This is a genomic window from Pseudomonas sp. Hp2 (assembly GCF_006386585.1).
Lineage (GTDB): Bacteria > Pseudomonadota > Gammaproteobacteria > Xanthomonadales > Xanthomonadaceae > Pseudomonas_S > Pseudomonas_S boreopolis.
The window spans coordinates 76,591-94,945 of sequence record NZ_VAHJ01000008.1 but is presented as its reverse complement, the minus strand read 5'-3'; the positions used below and the strand labels follow the sequence as shown (position 1 = coordinate 94,945).

Sequence of the window (18,355 nt, the reverse complement as noted above, 5' to 3'; positions counted from 1 at the left end):
GGGCTTTTCCGCTGCACCGCCTCACCGGTCCGCAGGGTGGTGCACGCCGTCCTCGACCGGCACCGCCACCGCCAGCGCGTAGGGATCCACGCCTTCCAGGCAGCCTACGTTGTAACCGTACTCGTTCGGGTTCGAGCGCCGCCGGTGATGCGTGTAGATGCCGCAGGTGCCGCAGAAGTAGTGCTCGGCGGTGAAGGTGTTGAACTGGTACTTGCGCAACGCCTCACCGCCCTGCAGTACGGCCAGCCCCGACAGCGGCACCGAGGCGACGATCGCGCCGCGGCGCCGGCACATCGAGCAATTGCAGCGGCGCGGGTCGACGATCCCGTCGGGCAACTGCAGCTCCAGCACCACCGCGCCGCAATGGCAGCGCGCGAGGTGCACCGGCCCGACCGGCACGCCGCCGACTTCGCGTACCTGCACGCGTTCGCGCGGCATCGCTCAGCCCTCCAATTGCACCCAGGCCGGCGCATGGTCGCTGGGACGGTCCCAGGTGCGCGGCTCGCGATCGATGCCCGAGGCGATGGCCCGGGCCCTGAGCGCATCGGACACCAGGGTCAGGTCGATGCGCAGGCCGAGGTCGCGGCGGAAACCCGCCGCGCGGTAGTCCCACCAGCTGAACACCCCGGCCTGGTCGTTGTGCAGCCGGAAGCCGTCGTGCAGGCCGAGCGCGAGCAGCTTGTTCAGCGCGCCGCGCTCGGCGGTCGAGGTCAGGATGTGGTTGTCGTTCCAGATCGCCGGGTCGTGCACGTCGCGCGCATCGGGCGCGATGTTGAAATCGCCCAGCACCACCAGCTTGGGATGGCGCTGCAGTTCCTCGCCCAGCCAGCCGCGCACCGCGTCGAGCCAGCGCAGCTTGTAGGCGTACTTCTCGGTATCCACGTCCTGGCCGTTGACCACGTACAGGTTGACGATGCGCAGGTCGCCGACCGTCGCGGCGATCGCCCGCTTCTGCTCGTCCTCGAAGCCGGGAATGCCGACCTGCACGTCCTGCACCGGCTCGCGCGCGAGGATCGCCACGCCGTTGTAGGTCTTCTGCCCGGCGAACACGCTGCGGTAGCCCAGCGCGGCCAGCTCGCTGTCCGGGAACTTGTGGTCCTCCAGCTTGGTTTCCTGGATCCCGACCACGTCCGGGGCGAAGTCCGCCAGCCAGCGCTCCAGGTGCGGCAGGCGCACGTTGAGCGAGTTGACGTTCCAGCTGGCGATGCGCATGGGCGGGTATCCGTTGTGCGTGTGGAGGGACGCGCCGAGGGCGGCGCCGGGCGATTCTGCCAGACCCGGCGCGTCGCCGGACCGATCGCGTGCCGTCCGGCGGGACTCAGCTGCGCGGTTCGTCCGCTTCGCCGAGGCCCGATGCGTGCGCGTCCAGCATCGCGGCGAGGTCGTCGCGCAGGCCCGGGTCGTCCAGCTGCGGGACCAGTTCGCGCAATACCGCGACCGCCCGGGCTCGCTCGCGGGCGAGCAGGCGCAGGCGCTCGCGCGGGTCGATGGCGTCCAGGGCTGCGCTGCCGGAAGCGCCCGTCGCCGTGCCCGGCGACGCCTGCAATCCGCGGATGGCGCGGACCAGCCTGGCGCATCCTGCCACGGCGTCGCGGTGAATCGCCATCAGGGCAAGCTCCCGTGCTTGCTCGGACTCGGCGGCGCAGCGCAGCGCGAGTCGCGCGACGATGCGCTCGGCATCGAGCAGGGCCCGCAGCGAGGCGACGATCCGGCCGCGGCGGGCGCGGGCGTCCTGGTCCAGGCCGAATTCGGTGAGATAGCAGGCCGGCGAGGCCACCTCCACCTGGGTTTCCTCCATGCGCCGCAAGCGCCTGGCCGCCTCGGTGGCCAGGCGCTCGATGCGTCCCGCCACCGGTTCGCCCGCGAGCGACGGCGGACCGAGCAGCGCCGCCTGCGCGCCGTGCCGGAGCGCATCCGCGATGCCGGCCGCGTCGTCCGTGCGCACGCAGGCCGCCACGGGCGTGCCGGCGATGGCCAGTACCTGCTCCAGCCGGGTCCATGGCCGCGACGGGTCTTCGTCCGGATCGTCGCGGACGATCAAGAGGTCGATCCCGGCATCCTGCGCCAGGCAGGCCTCGGTCGCCGAAGCGACGCACCGGGCCGCGAGGATGCCGGCATCGTGCAGCCGGGCGACCGCGGCGCCGGGCATCCCGCCGAGGACGCAGGCGACGTCCTGTTCGATGCAGGTGTCGATCCACGGCCCCGCATCCACCGCGGGGAGCTGCACGCCGAACCGGCGGCCGATCCGGCCGCGCAGGCGCGCGATCTCCGCGCCGAGCCGCCCGGCCGGCACGCTGCCCGCGTCGAGCAGGCCAAATCCGCCTGCTTGCGCCATCGCCGCGACCGCTCCGGCCGGCGCACCCGCCAGCAGCAGCGGAAGGCGGCAGTCGAGCGCGCCGCACAGCGGCGTGCGCAGCAACGCGGGTTCGCTTTCGTCGCCTGGCGGCATGGGCATGCCCTCGCGGTCGTTCCGGATCGGACTGCGGGATCGGACTCCGATTGACCAGGAATCGCCAAGAACGAGCGCCGGCCCTCGCGGGCCGGCGCCGGGGACGACCGGAACGGTCCGGCCGCGGCCGCTTACTTGCTGATGTCCTCGTCCTTGGTCTCGCGCAGGAACAGCCCGCCGATCACCACCGACAGCAGCGCGATGCCGATCGGGTACCACAGGCCGTAGTACATGTTGCCGGTGGCCGCGACCAACGCGAACGAGATGGTCGGCAGGAAACCGCCGAACCAGCCGTTGCCGATGTGGTACGGCAGCGACATCGAGGTGTAGCGGATGCGGGTCGGGAACAGCTCGACCAGGTAGGCGGCGATCGGGCCGTAGACCATGGTCACGTAGATCACCAGGATCCACAGCAGCAGCAGCGTCATCGGCTTGTTGATCCGCGCCGGGTCGGCCTTCTCCGGGTAACCGGCGGAGGTCAGCGCGCCCTTGAGCTCCTTGCCGAACGCATCGGCCTTGGCCTTGGCCTCGTCCTTGCCCAGGCCGGCGCCCTCGTAGGCCGCGACGGCGGTGCCGCCGATGCTGACCTGCGCCAGCGAGCCCGGCGCCGCCGGCTGGATCTCGTACGGGATGCCGGCCTTGGCCAGCGCCGCGGCGGCGATGTCGCAGGAGTTGGTGAACACCTTCTTGCCGATCGGGTCGAACTGGAACGAGCAGGTCGCCGGGTCGGCGATGACCAGGGCCGGCGACTGCGCGCGGGCTTCCTCGATCGCCGGGTTGGCGAAGTGGGTCAGGCCCTTGAAGATCGGCATGTAGGTGACCGCGGCCAGCAGGCAGCCGGCCATGATGATCTTCTTGCGGCCGATCTTGTCCGAGAGCCAGCCGAACACCACGAAGAACGGGGTGGCCAGCGCCAACGCCGCGGCGATGAGCAGGTTGGCGGTGGTGCCGTCGACCTTGAGCGTCTGGGTGAGGAAGAACAGCGAGTAGAACTGGCCGCCGTACCACACCACGGCCTGGCCGGCGGTGGCGCCGAGCAGGACCAGCAGCATCATGCCCAGGTTGCCGCCCTTGATGCTGTCGCGGAACGGCGTCTTGGAGCCCTTGCCCTCGGACTTCATCTGCTGGAACAGCGGCGACTCGCTCAGCTGCAGGCGGATCCACACCGACACGCCCAGCAGCACGATCGAAACCAGGAACGGGATGCGCCAGCCCCAGGCCTCGAAGGCCTCGGTGCCCAGCCACATGCGCGTGCCCAGGATCACCAGCAGCGACAGGAACAGGCCGAGCGTGGCGGTGGTCTGGATGAAGCTGGTGTACAGGCCGCGCTTGCCGTGCGGGGCGTGCTCGGCCACGTACGTGGCCGCGCCGCCGTACTCGCCGCCCAGCGCCAGGCCCTGCGCCAGGCGCAGCACGATCAGGATGATCGGCGCGGCGATGCCGATGCTGGCGTAGTTGGGCAGGATGCCGACGATGAAGGTCGACATGCCCATCAGCAGGATGGTGACCAGGAAGGTGTACTTGCGGCCGATGCGGTCGCCGAGGCTGCCGAAGAACGCCGCGCCGAACGGGCGCACCGCGAAGCCGGCGGCGAAGGCCAGCAGCGCGAAGATGAAGCCGGTGGTCTCGTTGACGCCGCTGAAGAACTGCTTGGCGATGATCGCCGCGAGCGATCCGTACAGGTAGAAGTCGTACCACTCGAAGACGGTGCCCAGGGACGAGGCGAAGATCACCTTCTTGTGGCCCTGGGTAAGCACGGCCGGTTGGCCGGTATTGGCGGTAGTGCTGGACATGGGAGCTTCCCCTCCGAAGCGTTATCTAGCGAATTGTGGAAGTCGCGAAGGTCGTGGCGGCGGCGCTGCGCCGCCGCCGGGAACCTCAGAAGCTGTACTTGGTAGTGAACTGCAACCGGGTGATGTCGCCCTTGGCCCCGCTCTCGATCTCGCGCTTGCCGTACATCAGCTCGGCGCCGACGTCGACCTTGGGCAGGGGCGAGTAGAAGATGTTGCCGCGGATGCTCTGCACGCTCTTGGTCACGCCGGTGCCGGTCAGGGCGACGTCGTTGTCGTAGTCGCTGCGCGCATAGATCAGGTTGGTGCGCAGCTTGGGCGTGAACTGGTGCCGCCAGCCGACGAAGCCGGCCAGGACCCCGGTCGAATCCAGGCTGCGGTCGGCCGCGTCGTAGACCGCGTCCTGGGTGATGCCCAGGCCGATGTAGCGGGCGATGCCCTCGCCGCCGGTCAGCTGGTAGACCAGGCTGTCGCTGTCCCCGGCCACCCACTTGCCGCCCAGGGTCAGGCCGCCGGCGATCTTGCTGTCGTCGGCGCCGGTCGTGTTGTTGTCGACCTTGAGCTGGCGCACCAGGCCGCCGATGCCGAACGTGCCCCAGTCGCCCTTCCAGCCGTAGCGCAGGGTCAGGTCTGGCAGCGCACCGCGGTCGGAGCTGGAGCCGCCGATCAGCGTGGTCTCCGGGTTCTCCAGCGCGATGCTGAAACCGCCCTTGGTGTAGCGGACCTGCGCCTGCCGCACGAAGATCACGCCGTCGGTGGGGCCGATGAAGTCGGCCGCTTCCGGCAGCGAGGCCGGGTCCATGAAGTTGGACCAGGTCTGGCCGGCCAGCCAGTTGTTCCAGTACATGTAGGCGTGGCGCAAGGTCGCGCCGTAGGTGTTGGTGGCGGTCTGGTTGCCCAGCGAATTGCCGAAGAAGTCCAGCTCGACCAGCGCTCCGGCCTTGTTGCCGCCCTCGGTCACGCTGTCCACGCCGAAGTTGATGCGCGAGAACTTGGCGTGCGCATTGTAGTCGGTGCCCGAGGACCTGCCGCCGACCGGGGTCTGGCCCGGCAGGTACAGCGCGCGGCCGGTGGCGTCGTCGGCCAGCTGGCCGTCGCCGGTGCGGGTGGCCAGGAAGTCGGCCTTGATGAAGCCGCCGACCTTGAACGTGGTGCCGGGCGCGGCCCCGGGCGTGATCGTGGTCACCTGGATCGGCTGCTTGCCGGCCGGCACCGCCGGCGTGGCGGGCTGGGCGGCCTGCGCGGCCTTGACCTCGGTGATCTGGCTCTGGGCCTGCGTGATCTGCCCTTGCTGTTGCTGCTGCGCGGACAGCAGCAGCTGCACCTGGCGCTCCAGTTCGGCCACGCGCGCCTCCAGCGCCTTTTCCCTCGCCGTCTCGGCGAATGCGGCCCCCGGTGCAGCCAGAGCGAACAACAACGCGACGGCCAGCGGCCGGCGCGCCTGCGACGCGATGCGGATGTTCATTACTCCCTCCCGAATAATGGCTCGCCGCGCCGGGGGCGCGGCTTGACGGAGCGTGCGGCCCGTCCTGGTCCGCGCCTATTCGCCTTTGGTCGAACCAATCGCCCCTGGACCGGCCTTTACGACCATCGTCTAACGCCTTCTTCGCTCAGGCCCCGGGGCGATGCGGCAAACTGAACGCCTGAGTCGGCCGCAACCGGCCGCCGGTTCCCATAAAGCTGAGTGCTAGTGAGGGTGTCATGGCTGATCTGTATCCCGTCCCGCCCGATTTCGCCGCCAAGGCGCGCGTGGACAAGGCGCATTACGACAAGCTCTACCGCGAGTCGGTGGAGGACCCGGATGCCTTCTGGGGCAAGGCCGCCGAGCGGCTGGACTGGTACGTCAAGCCGACCAGGATCAAGAACGTCAGCTACAAGCTGGACGATTTCCGCATCAAGTGGTTCGAGGACGGCGAGCTCAACGCCTCGGTGAACTGCCTGGACCGCCAGCTGGCCAAGCGCGGCGACAAGACCGCCCTGCTGTTCGAGCCGGACAGCCCGGACGCGCCGAGCTACCGCGTCACCTACCGCGAGCTGTACGAGCGCGTGTGCCGGCTCGGCAACGCGCTGCGCAGCCTGGGCGTCGGCAAGGGCGACCGCGTCACCATCTACCTGCCGATGATCCCCGACGCGGCGGTGGCGATGCTGGCCTGCGCGCGCATCGGCGCGATCCACTCGGTGGTGTTCGGCGGCTTCGCCCCGAACTCGATCGCCGACCGCGTGATCGACTGCGGCAGCAAGCTGATCATCACCGCCGACGAGGGCCTGCGCGGCGGCAAGAAGATCCCGCTGAAGGCCAACGTCGACGCGGCCCTGAAGATCCCCGGCACCAACTCGGTCGAGACCGTGCTGGTGGTGCGCCATACCGGCGGCGCGGTGAACATGCAGGCCCCGCGCGACCGCTGGTTCCACGACGTGGTGGACGGCCAGCCGGCGCAGTGCGAGCCCGAGCGCATGAATGCGGAAGACCCGCTGTTCATCCTGTACACCTCCGGCTCGACCGGCAAGCCGAAGGGCGTGCTGCACACCACCGCCGGCTACCTGCTGTTCGCCAGCTATACCCACGAGACCGTCTTCGACCTGCGCGAGGACGACATCTACTGGTGCACCGCCGACGTCGGTTGGGTCACCGGCCACAGCTACATCGTCTACGGCCCGCTCGCCAACGGCGCCACCGCGCTGATGTTCGAGGGCGTGCCGAACTATCCGGACGTCTCGCGCTTCTGGAACGTGATCGACAAGCACAAGGTCACGATCTTCTACACCGCCCCGACCGCGATCCGCGCGCTGATGCGCGAGGGCGAGGAACCGGTGAAGAAGACCTCCCGCGCCTCGCTGCGCCTGCTCGGCAGCGTCGGCGAGCCGATCAATCCCGAGGCCTGGCGCTGGTACTACGAGGTGGTCGGCGACGCGCGCTGCCCGGTGGTGGACACCTGGTGGCAGACCGAGACCGGCGGCATCCTGATCTCGCCGCTGCCCGGCGCCACCGACCTCAAGCCCGGCTCGGCCACGCTGCCGTTCTTCGGCGTGCGCCCGGCGCTGGTCGACGCCAACGGCCAGGTCCTGGAAGGCGCCACCGAAGGCAACCTGGTGCTGCTGGATTCCTGGCCGGGCCAGATGCGCACCGTGTACGGCGACCACCAGCGCTTCATCGACACCTATTTCCGCACCTATCCCGGCACCTATTTCACCGGCGACGGCTGCCGCCGCGACGAGGACGGCTACTACTGGATCACCGGCCGCGTGGACGACGTCATCAACGTCTCCGGCCACCGCATCGGCACCGCCGAGGTCGAGAGCGCGCTGGTGTCGCACCCCAAGGTGGCCGAGGCCGCGGTGGTCGGCTTCCCGCACGACATCAAGGGCCAGGGCATCTACGCCTATGTCACGCTCATCGCCGACGAACAACCCAGCGAGGAGCTGCACAAGGAACTGATCGCCTGGGTACGCAAGGAGATCGGCCCGATCGCCTCGCCCGACCACCTGCAATGGGCGCCGGGCCTGCCCAAGACCCGCTCGGGCAAGATCATGCGCCGCATCCTGCGCAAGATCGCCGAGAACGCCCCGGACCAGCTCGGCGACATCTCCACGCTGGCCGACCCGTCGGTGGTCGATTCGCTGGTGAACGAGCGGCTGGCGCGCTGAACGGCCGGGATTGGGGATTCGAGATTGGGGATTCGCAAGAGCGGCTCCCTGCCCGGCCCGGCTTCCCGCTATTGCTGTTGCGAATCCCCAATCCCCCCATCCCGAATCCCCGCCCCATGCCCACCCTGCTGATCGCCGACGACCATCCGCTGTTCCGCGAAGCCCTGCGCGGCGCGGTGCAGCGGGTAATGCCCGGCGTGCAATTGTTCGAGGCCGACAACGTCGATGCGTTGTACAGCCTGGCCGATGCGCACGCCGATGCCGACCTGCTGCTGATGGACCTCAACATGCCCGGCGCGCAGGGCTTCTCCGCGCTGGTGCACCTGCGGGCGCTGCATCCGCAGTTGCCGGTGGTGGTCGTGTCCGCGCGCGAGGAACCGACCGTGATGCGCCGCGCGATCGACCACGGCGCGTTCGGCTTCATCCCCAAGTCGGCCGATTCGGACACCATCGGCCAGGCGCTCTCCACCGTGCTCGACGGCGAGCGCTGGATCCCCGCCGAGGCGCGCAACCTGCCGCCGACCGACCACGAGGAACGCGAGGTCGGCCAACGCCTGCGCGAACTCACCCCGCAGCAGTTCCGCGTACTGCAGATGCTCGGCGCCGGCCGCCTGAACAAGCAGATCGCCTACGACCTGGGCGTGTCCGAGGCGACCATCAAGGCCCACGTGACCGCGATCCTGCGCAAGCTCGGCGTCACCAACCGCACCCAGGCGGTGCTGATGGCCGGCAAGCTCGCCATCGACGCCGACGGCATCGTGCTGCCGCCGGAAGAGGACTGAGGCCGGCCGCAGGAAGGAACACCTGTGTGTGCACTGTGGGAGGGACTTCAGTCCCGACAGGCGTCACCGGCAAGACGTCGGGACTGAAGTCCCTTCCACGAGGACAGTGGGGCGTTGCCTCGCCTCGGCGGCCGGGCGGGGACTGTGCCGAACTGCCGATGCCGGTCTATGATCGGCGGACAGGGGGGAATCATGGACGACCTGTCGCCTTCGGATCTGAAAACGATCCTGCATTCCAAGCGGGCCAACCTCTATTACCTGCAGCACTGCAGGGTGCTGGTGAACGGTGGACGCGTCGAGTACGTCACCGACGCCGGCAAGCGATCGCTGTATTGGAACATTCCGATCGCCAACACCACGACGATCCTGCTCGGCACGGGCACTTCAATCACCCAGGCGGCGATGCGCGAACTGGCCAAGGCGGGCGTGCTGGTCGGCTTCTGCGGCGGTGGCGGCACGCCGCTGTTCTCGGCCAATGAAATGGACGTGGAGGTCGCCTGGTTCTCGCCGCAAAGCGAATACCGGCCCACCGAATACCTCCAAGCTTGGGTGAAGTTCTGGTTCGACGACGACCTGCGTCTATACGCAGCCAAGGCCTTCCAGCACGCACGCGCGGCACGCCTGCGCGAACAGTGGGCGCACAGGCATCTGCGCGAGGCCGGTTTCGCCGTGGACCTGGCTCGCCTGGATGACCTCTTGCAGCGCACCTCGCGGCAGATCGAGCTGGCCCAGGACAACACCGCCTTGCTCACCGAGGAAGCGCGCCTGACCAAGGCGCTGTTCAAGCTGGCGGTGGACACCGTCGGCTACGGCGACTTCACCCGCGCCAAGCGCGGCAGCGGCAGCGATCCGGCCAACCGCTTCCTCGACCATGGTAATTATCTAGCCTACGGCCTGGGCGCGACCGCCACCTGGGTGCTTGGCCTGCCGCACGGGCTGGCGGTGCTGCACGGCAAAACCCGTCGCGGCGGCTTGGTATTCGACGTGGCCGATCTGGTCAAGGATGCCAACATCCTGCCGCAGGCGTTCCTGTCGGCGATGCGTGGCGACGACGAGCAGGCATTCCGCCGCGGCTGCATCGAAGCGCTTACGCGCAGCGAATCGCTGGATTTCATGATCGATACGGTCAAAGCCGTGGCGATGGAGACCGCGAGCAAGGTCGCATGAACATCCTGCTGATCTCCCAATGCGACAAGCGCGCCCTGACCGAAACCCGGCGCATCCTCGACCAGTTCGCCGAGCGCCGTGGCGACCGCACCTGGCAGACCCCAATCACCCAGGCCGGCCTGGATACCTTGCGCAAGCTATTGCGCAGGACCGCGCGCAAGAACACCGCGGTGGCCTGCCACTGGATTCGCGGCCTCGATCACAGCGAGCTGTTGTGGATCGTCGGCGACGCCCGCCGCTTCAACGCCGAGGGCGCGGTGCCCACCGACACCACCGTGCGCAACGTGCTGCGTCAGGGGGACGAGAACGATTGGCACACGGCCGAGGATATCCGCCTGCTCGCGCAGCTGGCCGCACTGCTGCATGATCTGGGCAAAGCCAGCGTTGCCTTCCAGGAACGCCTGCGAGGCAAGCGCACCGAACGCAACCTTTATCGGCACGAATGGGTATCGCTGCGGCTGTTCCTGGCCTTCGTCGGCGGCGATGACGATGAAACCTGGCTGCGCCGACTGGCCGATGCGGAAGCCTTCGACGAGCAGCTCTGGATCGCCGCCGCGCGCTACCAGCGCGACGGGCTGGATGCGCGCGACAGGTATCCGTTCCGCGATCTGCCGCCCTTGGCGGCCGCCGTGGCCTGGCTGATCGTGTCGCACCACCGCCTGCCGGTGGTGCCGGTCGAGAAGGAGAACGGCGAGCAAGACTGGCTCGGCAAGCGCTCGCGTCGTTTCAACCTTGCATGGTTGAACACGCCACTGGCACAGGTCGCCCACGACTGGAACGAGATCCGCCAGCAGGCCGAACGCGCACGGATCGAATTCTATTGGATCCCCGCCGGCCCGCTGCCGGTCATCGAACCGAAATGGCGCGCGCAAGCCGCGCGCCTGGCGAAACGCCTGCTGGAACGATATCCGCTACGCGAAACCGACTGGCCCGACAATCCCTACGTCATGCATCTGGCCCGATTGAGCCTGATGCTGGCCGATCATCATTATTCCGGCCTGCCCAAGGAATCGCCATTGCGCGTGAAGGGCGACGGCAACACTCGCCTGTACGCCAATACCGACCGCGACGGCACCCTCAAGCAACCACTGGACGAACACCTGCTCGGCGTCACCCGCGACGCGGGCCTGATCGCCCATGCCCTGCCCGGCTTCGAACGCCATCTGCCGCGACTGGCCAATCACCGCGGCCTGCGCAAACGCAGCGCCGATCCGCGCTTTTCCTGGCAGGACAAGGCCGCCGATGCCGCCGCCGCGCTGCGCGAAAGCGCCCGCGAACAGGGAGCATTCGTCATCAACATGGCTTCCACCGGCTGCGGCAAGACCCTCGCCAACGCCCGCATCCTCTACGCCCTGGCCGATCCGCAGCAGGGCCTGCGTGCCACCTATGCGCTCGGCCTGCGCACGCTTACCTTGCAGACCGGCCGCAGCTACCGCACCGACCTGCACCTGGGCGAGGACGAACTGGCCATCCGCGTCGGCGGCTCGGCCAGTCGCGCCCTGTTCGAGTACCACGAGCAGAGGGCCGAAGCGCACGGCTCGGCCTCGGTGCAGGACCTGATCGAGGAGGACAGCCACGTCCTCTACGAAGGCGTCGTCGCCGACCACCCGCTGCTGTCGCGCGCGTTGCACGATCCCGACATCCGCAACCTGCTGTCGGCGCCGATGCTGGTCTGCACCGTGGACCACATGGTGCCCGCCACCGAAGCGCTGCGCGCCGGGCGCCAGATCGCACCAATGCTGCGACTGATGAGTTCGGACCTGATCCTCGACGAACTGGACGACTACGACCTCGACGACCTGCCTGCGCTGACCCGGCTGGTGCACTGGGCGGGAATGCTGGGCACGCGCGTGGTGCTGTCCTCGGCCACGCTGCCGCCGGCACTGGTGGAGGGCATGTTCCTCGCCTATCGCGCCGGACGCATCCACTACCGCCGCAATCGCGGCAATGAAGTGGGACAACGGCCAGAACAGATCGAAGTACCGTGCCTGTGGACCGATGAATTCGGCGCCCAGGTTGCCACCTGCGCGGACGGCGACGCCTTCGCCAGTCAGCATGCACAGTTCGTCGGCAAGCGCTCGGCGAAGCTGGAGAAGGCCGAACCGCTGCGGCGGGCCGAGCTATGGCCACTGGACATCTCCAAAGGGCTTGCCAAGGAGAAGCTTCGCGCGGAATTCGCCCGGCACGTGCACGAAGCCTGCCTACGCCTGCACGGCGACCACGCCGAAACCGATCCGGTCAGCGGCAAGCGCGTCAGCTTCGGCATCGTGCGCATGGCCAACATCGATCCGCTGTTCGACGTAGCGCAGGCGCTGTTCGCCATAGGCGCTCCGACAGGCACCCACATCCATCTATGCGTCTACCACGCGCGCTTCCCGCTGCTACAGCGATCTGCCATCGAGCAGCAGCTCGATACCGCCCTCAATCGGCGCGGCAACGGACACGGTGTCTATCGGCTGCCGGCCATACGCGCAGCCCTCGATGCTCATTCGGAAAGCGACCACCTGTTCGTCGTCCTGGCTTCGCCCGTCTGCGAAGTCGGACGCGACTGGGATGCCGACTGGGCGGTGGCCGAACCTTCCTCGATGCGCTCGCTGATCCAGCTCGCAGGACGCGTGCAGCGGCACCGCGGCAAGCGGGCCGACCAACCCAATCTCCTGGTGTTCGAGCGGAACCTGAAATCGCTGGAAGGTCGGACGCTGGCCGGCGGTCATCCGGCGCCCGTCTTCGTTCGTCCTGGTTTCGAGCGGCATGACGACACCCATCGCTTCCGCCTGCGTACCCAACGCCTGGAGCGGCTGCTTTCGCCGGACGAGTACCGCACGCTGACTGCGCTGCCGCGCATCCACCCCCGACCCGAATCCGAATGGGCCAGCCGCGAACGGCTCGTGGATCTGGAGCACGCACGCATCGCCGCCGGCATGCTGCCGAGGCAACGCATGCCTGGTTCGGCGGCACCACCTGCGGATGCGCCCATGGAGCGCGACGAATCCGCATGGTCGTGGCAACACCCACAGGCGTCCCTGACCGGCGTGCTGCCGCAGCAGCAACCCTTCCGCGAGGACAGATTGCGCAAGGCCACCTTGGTCTTCCTACCTGACGAAGACGGCGAACGCCTGGTCCTGCATCGGATCGAAGACGATCCGACCCGGCGTGGCCGGAACCTGTACGTCCCCATCGACCGCAGCCTGCGTCATGACGTGGAGCTGGCCGTCGGCGAACGCATCCACACATGGGGCGAGTTCGACCTGATGGCATTGCTGGCCGAGCAAGCCGAATACCTCGACCAACCGCCACGCTCTTGCGCCGAGCGGTTGGCCACGGTGGAGGTGCCCGAGAGTGATCAAGGGTGGCGGTATCACCCTTGGCTGGGGTTTGGAGAGAAGAACTGAAGGGCATCCATGCCCGATCACCTGCCTATCCGGCAGCAAGAGACAACCTGTCACGCAATTTTCTGAGCTGCCTCTGCGGCAGGAAACATCTAGTCATGCAATGGTATACAACTAATCATGCAATGGTTGCATACCCAGGACCAATGTGGCAACGTGAGATGCCCCTGGCGCCGTTCACGCGACGCCAGGGGCGAGCACAGCCAGCCGTTGGACCGGCTCCTAGTCACAAATAGCGCACATAGGAGGAATAGAGGTGATTGGCCATCGCACGACAACCATATGGAATTAAGGGCGTTGAGCCCTCTCCCATAGCACCCTGCGGCGGCTAGCTGCCGCAGGGATTCTACTTGTCTGACCCATCAGGGTCGAATGAAAGGACTCTCCCTATGAGTGAAGAGCCGGGACGCGGGTCACGGTCCGAGCGTTTTCGCTCGGCCATCACCGACTTCATCGATGAGCGGCGCGAGGCCAAGCTAAAAGGCAAGGAGGACGATGCCGACGGGGCATCGAAGTACGAGTACGCGACGTGGCTGGCCGATGCGGCGCGCCGGGTCGGCCAGATCCAGGCCGTCACCCACGTGCTCAAGGCCACCCATCCCGATGCGCGTGGCAGCAGCCTGCACGTTGTTCCCGCGGAGCTGCCGCGGCACGCAGAGGTCGGAAGCCATCTGCTCGGCGAGGACTTCGCGGAGGACGTGGTCGGCAACGCCGCCGCACTGGACGTGTTCAAGTTTCTCAAGATCGAGGTTGATGGCCGTCGCTTGCTGGACTGGATGCAGGCCGGCGACGATGACCTGCGTAGCGCCCTTCATCCGGACCCCACGGTTGCCGATGGTTGGATGGAAGCCTTTGGAGGGCTGGTCCGCAGCGATTCCGCTCCTAGTTCGCACGAAGCCGCCAAGCAGATCTATTGGCTGGTCGGCGAACAGCCATCGAACGATGCCGACTACCACCTGCTGCAACCGCTGTTCTCCAGCAGCCTGGCTCATGCGGTACATGCGGACATCCAGGATGCCCGCTTCGGCGAGACCAACAAGCTGGCGCGACAAGCCTTCCGGGCCAAGGAAGCGCATGGGGCTCCCTATCGTGACTACCGCAATCTCGTCGCGCGCAAGCTGGGAGGAACGAAGCCACAGAACATCTCCCAGCTCAATAGCGAACGGGGCGGCATCAACTACCTGCTGGCCTCTTTGCCGCCGCCCAAGTGGGACCAGGATAGGTTTCGGCAATTACTGAACGTGGACACGGCGTTCGATAGGTTCGCTCACTTCAAGGGCGTGCGTTTCCTGGTAAGGACGCTGGCCGATTTCCTGCACTCCAATCCCGACCAGAACATGGAAACCCGGGACCGACGAGAAGCCATCGAACAAGCCTTGGGTTTCCAGTTGCCCGTGTTCGCCGCCAGCATCCAGGCCAACTCCGGACCTGGCTGGACCCGTGACCCGGACTGCGCGCTTCCGCTCTGTGAACAGCTTTGGCTCGATCCCGAGCGTGTCGACTTGCCGCCGCGCACGGGACATGAGCAAGAAGACGAGGAGTTCATCGCCGCTTACCACCACAGCGATTGGCCGGACGAAGTCGCGAGCCGCTTCGCCAACTGGATCAATGCACAACTGCGTGATGCCGGCCTGCCTACGGTCGGTGATGCCGAGTACAAGCACTGGGCCAGGCAAGCCATCATCGACGCAGCCTGGCCGGTACCGATGCAGCGGCGCATTCCTGCGGGAGTCGGAGCATGAGCGCCTGCCCCCATTTCAGCCACCTGCTGGTACTGCCACACCTGCACGTGCAGAACGCCAATGCCGTTTCCAGCCCGTTAACGCATGGATTCCCATCGATGACGGCTTTCCTCGGCCTGACGTGGGCATTGGAACGCAAGGCCCGCGCCGCCGGTCTCGACCTGGCGTTCAGGGCGGTCGGCGTGGTCAGCCACGATCACCAGGAACAGGTGACCGAAAGCGGTTTCGTCAAGGCGTTCCGGCTGACCCGCAACCCGGTCGGCAAGGACGGCAGCACCGCCGCCATTGTCGAGGAGGGCCGTATCCACCTGGAGCTGAGCCTTACGTTCGGCATTCATAGCGAACGCTGGAACCGTGAACCGGAAACGCAGGAAGCCGACATCGCTACCGTGGCCGGACTGCTGGCCGGCATGCGCATCGCAGGGGGTATTCTGCTGCCGCCTGCCCAGCCGGGCCGGTTCCGCTACCACCCATGGACCTTGGACTTGACCGGCACCGACGGCGATCGGCAGGCCGAGTTCCGCAAGGCACGCATGCGGCTACTGCCCGGCTTCGCATTGGTATCGCGTGAGGATCGGCTGGATGCACGGCTGGCCGAACTGCAGGCCGAGAACCCTGCATCCACCCGTCTCGATGCATGGCTGTCGCTGTCCCGGATCAACTGGCGCTACCAGGAAGACGAAGGCGAATGGCTCAACGACCGCAAGGGCCAGGGCTGGGTCGTGCCTATTCCGGTCGGCTACGGCGCACTCGGCGAGCTGCATCCGGCCGGCCGCATCGCCAACGCACGCGATGCGGCCACGCCATTCCGTTTCGTCGAAAGCCTTTACTCGATCGGCGAATGGATCAGCCCGCACCGCCTGCAATCGCCCCAGCAACTGCTCTGGTATGCCGATAGCCGACCCGAGGAAGGCCTTTACCGCTGCCGCAACGACTACCGTTCCGCGGGCGATACGCTCGAGCAGCTCTACGACTTCGACTGACCGTCCACCACGACAAGGAGCCTCATCATGTCCAAAGACCTCAAGACCGCTTCCGTGCTTGCCTTCGAGCGCAAGCTCGATCCATCCGACGCACTGTTCTTCGCTGGCGAGTGGGATGCACGTGGCGACTCGGCCACTTGGCAGCCGGTGAAGATCCGCGAGAAATCGGTGCGTGGCACCATTTCCAACCGGCTCAAGACCAAGGAACAAGATCCGGCCAAGCTCGATGCCGCCATCGAGAACCCCAACCTCCAGACAGTAGACGTGGCCGCCCTCCCGTTGGAGGCCGACACGCTCAAGGTACGCTTCACCCTGCGCGTGCTCGGCGGAACCGGCGAACCGTCGGCCTGCAACGATTCCGACTACCGCAAGAAGCTCGTAGCCACCGTCGGCGACTACGTACAGCAGAAGGGCTTCGGCGAACTGGCGCGGCGCTATGCCGCCAACCTGGCCAACGGCCGCTTCCTGTGGCGCAACCGCATCGGCGCCGAGCAGGTCGAAGTTCAGGTTGCCCATTTGAGGGACGGAAAGCCGGCCGCGCAGTGGACCTTCCGGGCGCACGACCATTCCTTGCGCGAGCTGTCCGCGCCGGCCAGCGAAGCGAACGATGTGGCGACACTGGCTTCGCTGATCGAAACCGGTTTGGCAGGGACTTCGCATGTACTGCTGCAGGTCACCGCATTCGCACGCGTCGGTGCCGGGCAAGAAGTGTTCCCTTCGCAGGAACTGATCCTCGATCGCGGTCGCGGCGACAAGAGCAAGACGCTGTATGCCGTGGGCGAAGGCGACAAGGCGGTGGCCGCGATCCACTCGCAGAAGATCGGCAATGCCTTGCGCACCATCGACACCTGGTACCCCGGCGCCGAGGAGAACGGCCCGATCGCCGTGGAGCCCTATGGCTCGGTCACCACCCAGGGCAAGGCCTATCGACAACCGAAGGACAAGCAGGATTTCTACAACCTGCTCGACAACTGGATCATCAAGGACAAGGCGCCGGACCTGGAGCAGCAGCATTTCGTCGTCGCGACCCTGATCCGCGGCGGCGTGTTCGGCGATGCGGGCTGACGCCATGACCACGCATTATCTCGATTTGACCGTGCTGCCCGATCCGGAAACCAGCGCGGCGCACCTGCTGGGCGCGCTGTACGAGCGGCTGCACCTTGCGCTGGTACAACAGCGACAGGATCGCGTGGGAGTGAGTTTTCCGCGCTATTGCCTCACGCCACGCGCCATCGGCAATGTATTGCGATTGCATGGCGAAGGCGGCGTTCTGGAGCGGTTGATGGCCGAGGATTGGCTCAAGGGCGTCCGCGATCATGTCCGTGCAAGCGGCGTCCAGCCCGTTCCCGAAGGCGTCCCCTTTCGCACCGTGCAGCGACGCCAGTTCCAGACCAACGTAGAGCGGCTGCGTCGGCGCCGCATGCGCCGCAAGGGGGAAACTGCCGAACAGGCCGCGCGGGCGATTCCCGACTCGGCAAAGGACCGGCCGGGCCTGCCTTATGTGCAACTGCGCAGTCGCAGCACCGGACAGCCTTTTTGCATGTTCCTGGCCTTGGGGCCATTGCGCCATGAAGCCGTACCGGGCTCCTTCAACAGCTATGGCTTGAGCGGCTTGGCTACCGTTCCCTGGTTCTGACCCTTTTCCAGAGCCCAGGCTTCTGCTCTTTTAAAATCAACCATTTGCGCGCGGCGCCTTGAAAAGGGTGCCGCGTGCCCATTTTTTGAATTTTGCTTTACAAACAGTGCTTTAGAGGGAAATTCATCTAGTTTGCTGCCGAGTAGGCAGCTCAGAAATGCCAGACGGAGTTACAGATGATCAGATTGCAGTTTGCTGCCGAGTAGGCAGCTCAGAAAACCTTCTCCGCCATTCCCTCCAGCAGAAGGTAGTTTGCTGCCGAGTAGGCAGCTCAGAAAATCCGGCACGGCAGCACCCGAATCAGCAATTGGTTTGCTGCCGAGTAGGCAGCTCAGAAAACGGTAAGCGCCTCCATCACCTTCGCGCTCATGTTTGCTGCCGAGTAGGCAGCTCAGAAAACGGGCATTCATGGCGTGGGCCTGGGCGCGGAGTTTGCTGCCGAGTAGGCAGCTCAGAAATTGCCAGCCGGCGGCGTCGGAATGTCAGTTGCGTTTGCTGCCGAGTAGGCAGCTCAGAAAAACTCCGCAAGTTGCTTCTGCTGCTCCTCGGTGTTTGCTGCCGAGTAGGCAGCTCAGAAAGAACACGTAAGCGACCATATCGGCCACGCTCAGTTTGCTGCCGAGTAGGCAGCTCAGAAATGCGGTCCCATCTCATTCTCGGCCGTACAGCAGTTTGCTGCCGAGTAGGCAGCTCAGAAAGTTAATCTGCTGCATCATCAGGAAGTCGCCGAGTTTGCTGCCGAGTAGGCAGCTCAGAAAACGCGGTATCGAAA

At 66.6% G+C, this 18,355-nt stretch carries 13 protein-coding genes and 1 CRISPR repeat array (1 of these 14 cut by a window edge); of the genes, 8 read left to right on the top strand and 5 right to left on the bottom strand.

Features of this window, described 5'->3' with window-relative positions; genetic code table 11:
* Positions 1-21: 21 nt before the first annotated feature.
* The 5 genes from FD678_RS18690 to FD678_RS18670 all read right to left on the bottom strand — a co-directional run bounded on the left by FD678_RS18690 (position 22) and on the right by FD678_RS18670 (position 5,704).
* Positions 22-438, bottom strand: a complete 417-nt coding sequence (locus FD678_RS18690) for a GFA family protein (RefSeq protein WP_140727522.1) — start codon at positions 436-438, stop codon at positions 22-24.
* A 3-nt stretch (positions 439-441) separates the two neighbouring features.
* On the bottom strand, positions 442-1,212 hold the full coding sequence (xth, locus tag FD678_RS18685; protein WP_140727519.1) for an exodeoxyribonuclease III: 771 nt from the start codon (positions 1,210-1,212) through the stop codon (positions 442-444).
* A gap of 106 nt (positions 1,213-1,318) precedes the next feature.
* The gene (locus FD678_RS18680; RefSeq protein WP_140727517.1) at positions 1,319-2,455 is read right to left on the bottom strand and encodes a DUF6306 domain-containing protein; all 1,137 of its coding nucleotides are present in this window, start codon (positions 2,453-2,455) and stop codon (positions 1,319-1,321) included.
* A gap of 125 nt (positions 2,456-2,580) precedes the next feature.
* On the bottom strand, positions 2,581-4,242 hold the full coding sequence (locus tag FD678_RS18675) for an MFS transporter (protein WP_140727515.1): 1,662 nt from the start codon (positions 4,240-4,242) through the stop codon (positions 2,581-2,583).
* An 85-nt stretch (positions 4,243-4,327) separates the two neighbouring features.
* Positions 4,328-5,704 (bottom strand): DcaP family trimeric outer membrane transporter, encoded by a 1,377-nt coding sequence (locus FD678_RS18670; RefSeq protein WP_140727512.1) that lies wholly within the window; start codon positions 5,702-5,704, stop codon positions 4,328-4,330.
* A 236-nt stretch (positions 5,705-5,940) separates the two neighbouring features.
* On the opposite strand from FD678_RS18670, the gene acs reads away from it, so the two are divergent.
* The 8 genes from acs to cas6f all read left to right on the top strand — a co-directional run bounded on the left by acs (position 5,941) and on the right by cas6f (position 17,583).
* Positions 5,941-7,884 (top strand): acetate--CoA ligase, encoded by a 1,944-nt coding sequence (gene acs / locus FD678_RS18665; protein WP_140727510.1) that lies wholly within the window; start codon positions 5,941-5,943, stop codon positions 7,882-7,884.
* 116 nt (positions 7,885-8,000) lie between these two features.
* On the top strand, positions 8,001-8,666 hold the full coding sequence (locus FD678_RS18660; RefSeq protein WP_140727508.1) for a response regulator transcription factor: 666 nt from the start codon (positions 8,001-8,003) through the stop codon (positions 8,664-8,666).
* A gap of 192 nt (positions 8,667-8,858) precedes the next feature.
* On the top strand, positions 8,859-9,833 hold the full coding sequence (gene cas1f, locus FD678_RS18655) for a type I-F CRISPR-associated endonuclease Cas1f (protein WP_140727506.1): 975 nt from the start codon (positions 8,859-8,861) through the stop codon (positions 9,831-9,833).
* On the top strand, positions 9,830-13,225 hold the full coding sequence (cas3f, locus tag FD678_RS18650) for a type I-F CRISPR-associated helicase Cas3f (protein WP_140727504.1): 3,396 nt from the start codon (positions 9,830-9,832) through the stop codon (positions 13,223-13,225). The genes cas1f and cas3f overlap by 4 nt, the downstream gene beginning before the upstream one ends.
* A 386-nt stretch (positions 13,226-13,611) precedes the next feature.
* A complete protein-coding gene (gene csy1 / locus FD678_RS18645) occupies positions 13,612-14,964 on the top strand; it encodes a type I-F CRISPR-associated protein Csy1 (RefSeq protein WP_140727501.1) in 1,353 nt (450 codons plus the stop codon).
* Positions 14,961-15,947, top strand: a complete 987-nt coding sequence (gene csy2 / locus FD678_RS18640; RefSeq protein ID WP_140727499.1) for a type I-F CRISPR-associated protein Csy2 — start codon at positions 14,961-14,963, stop codon at positions 15,945-15,947. Before csy1 ends, csy2 begins: the two co-directional genes overlap by 4 nt.
* Positions 15,948-15,974: 27 nt before the next feature.
* Entirely contained in the window at positions 15,975-17,012 is a 1,038-nt protein-coding gene (csy3, locus tag FD678_RS18635) for a type I-F CRISPR-associated protein Csy3 (protein WP_140727497.1), read from the top strand.
* 4 nt (positions 17,013-17,016) lie between these two features.
* The gene (gene cas6f / locus FD678_RS18630) at positions 17,017-17,583 is read left to right on the top strand and encodes a type I-F CRISPR-associated endoribonuclease Cas6/Csy4 (protein WP_140727495.1); all 567 of its coding nucleotides are present in this window, start codon (positions 17,017-17,019) and stop codon (positions 17,581-17,583) included.
* 130 nt (positions 17,584-17,713) lie between these two features.
* Positions 17,714-18,355: a CRISPR direct-repeat array (repeat unit 28 nt; unit sequence GTTTGCTGCCGAGTAGGCAGCTCAGAAA) (it continues 1,427 nt past the right edge of the window).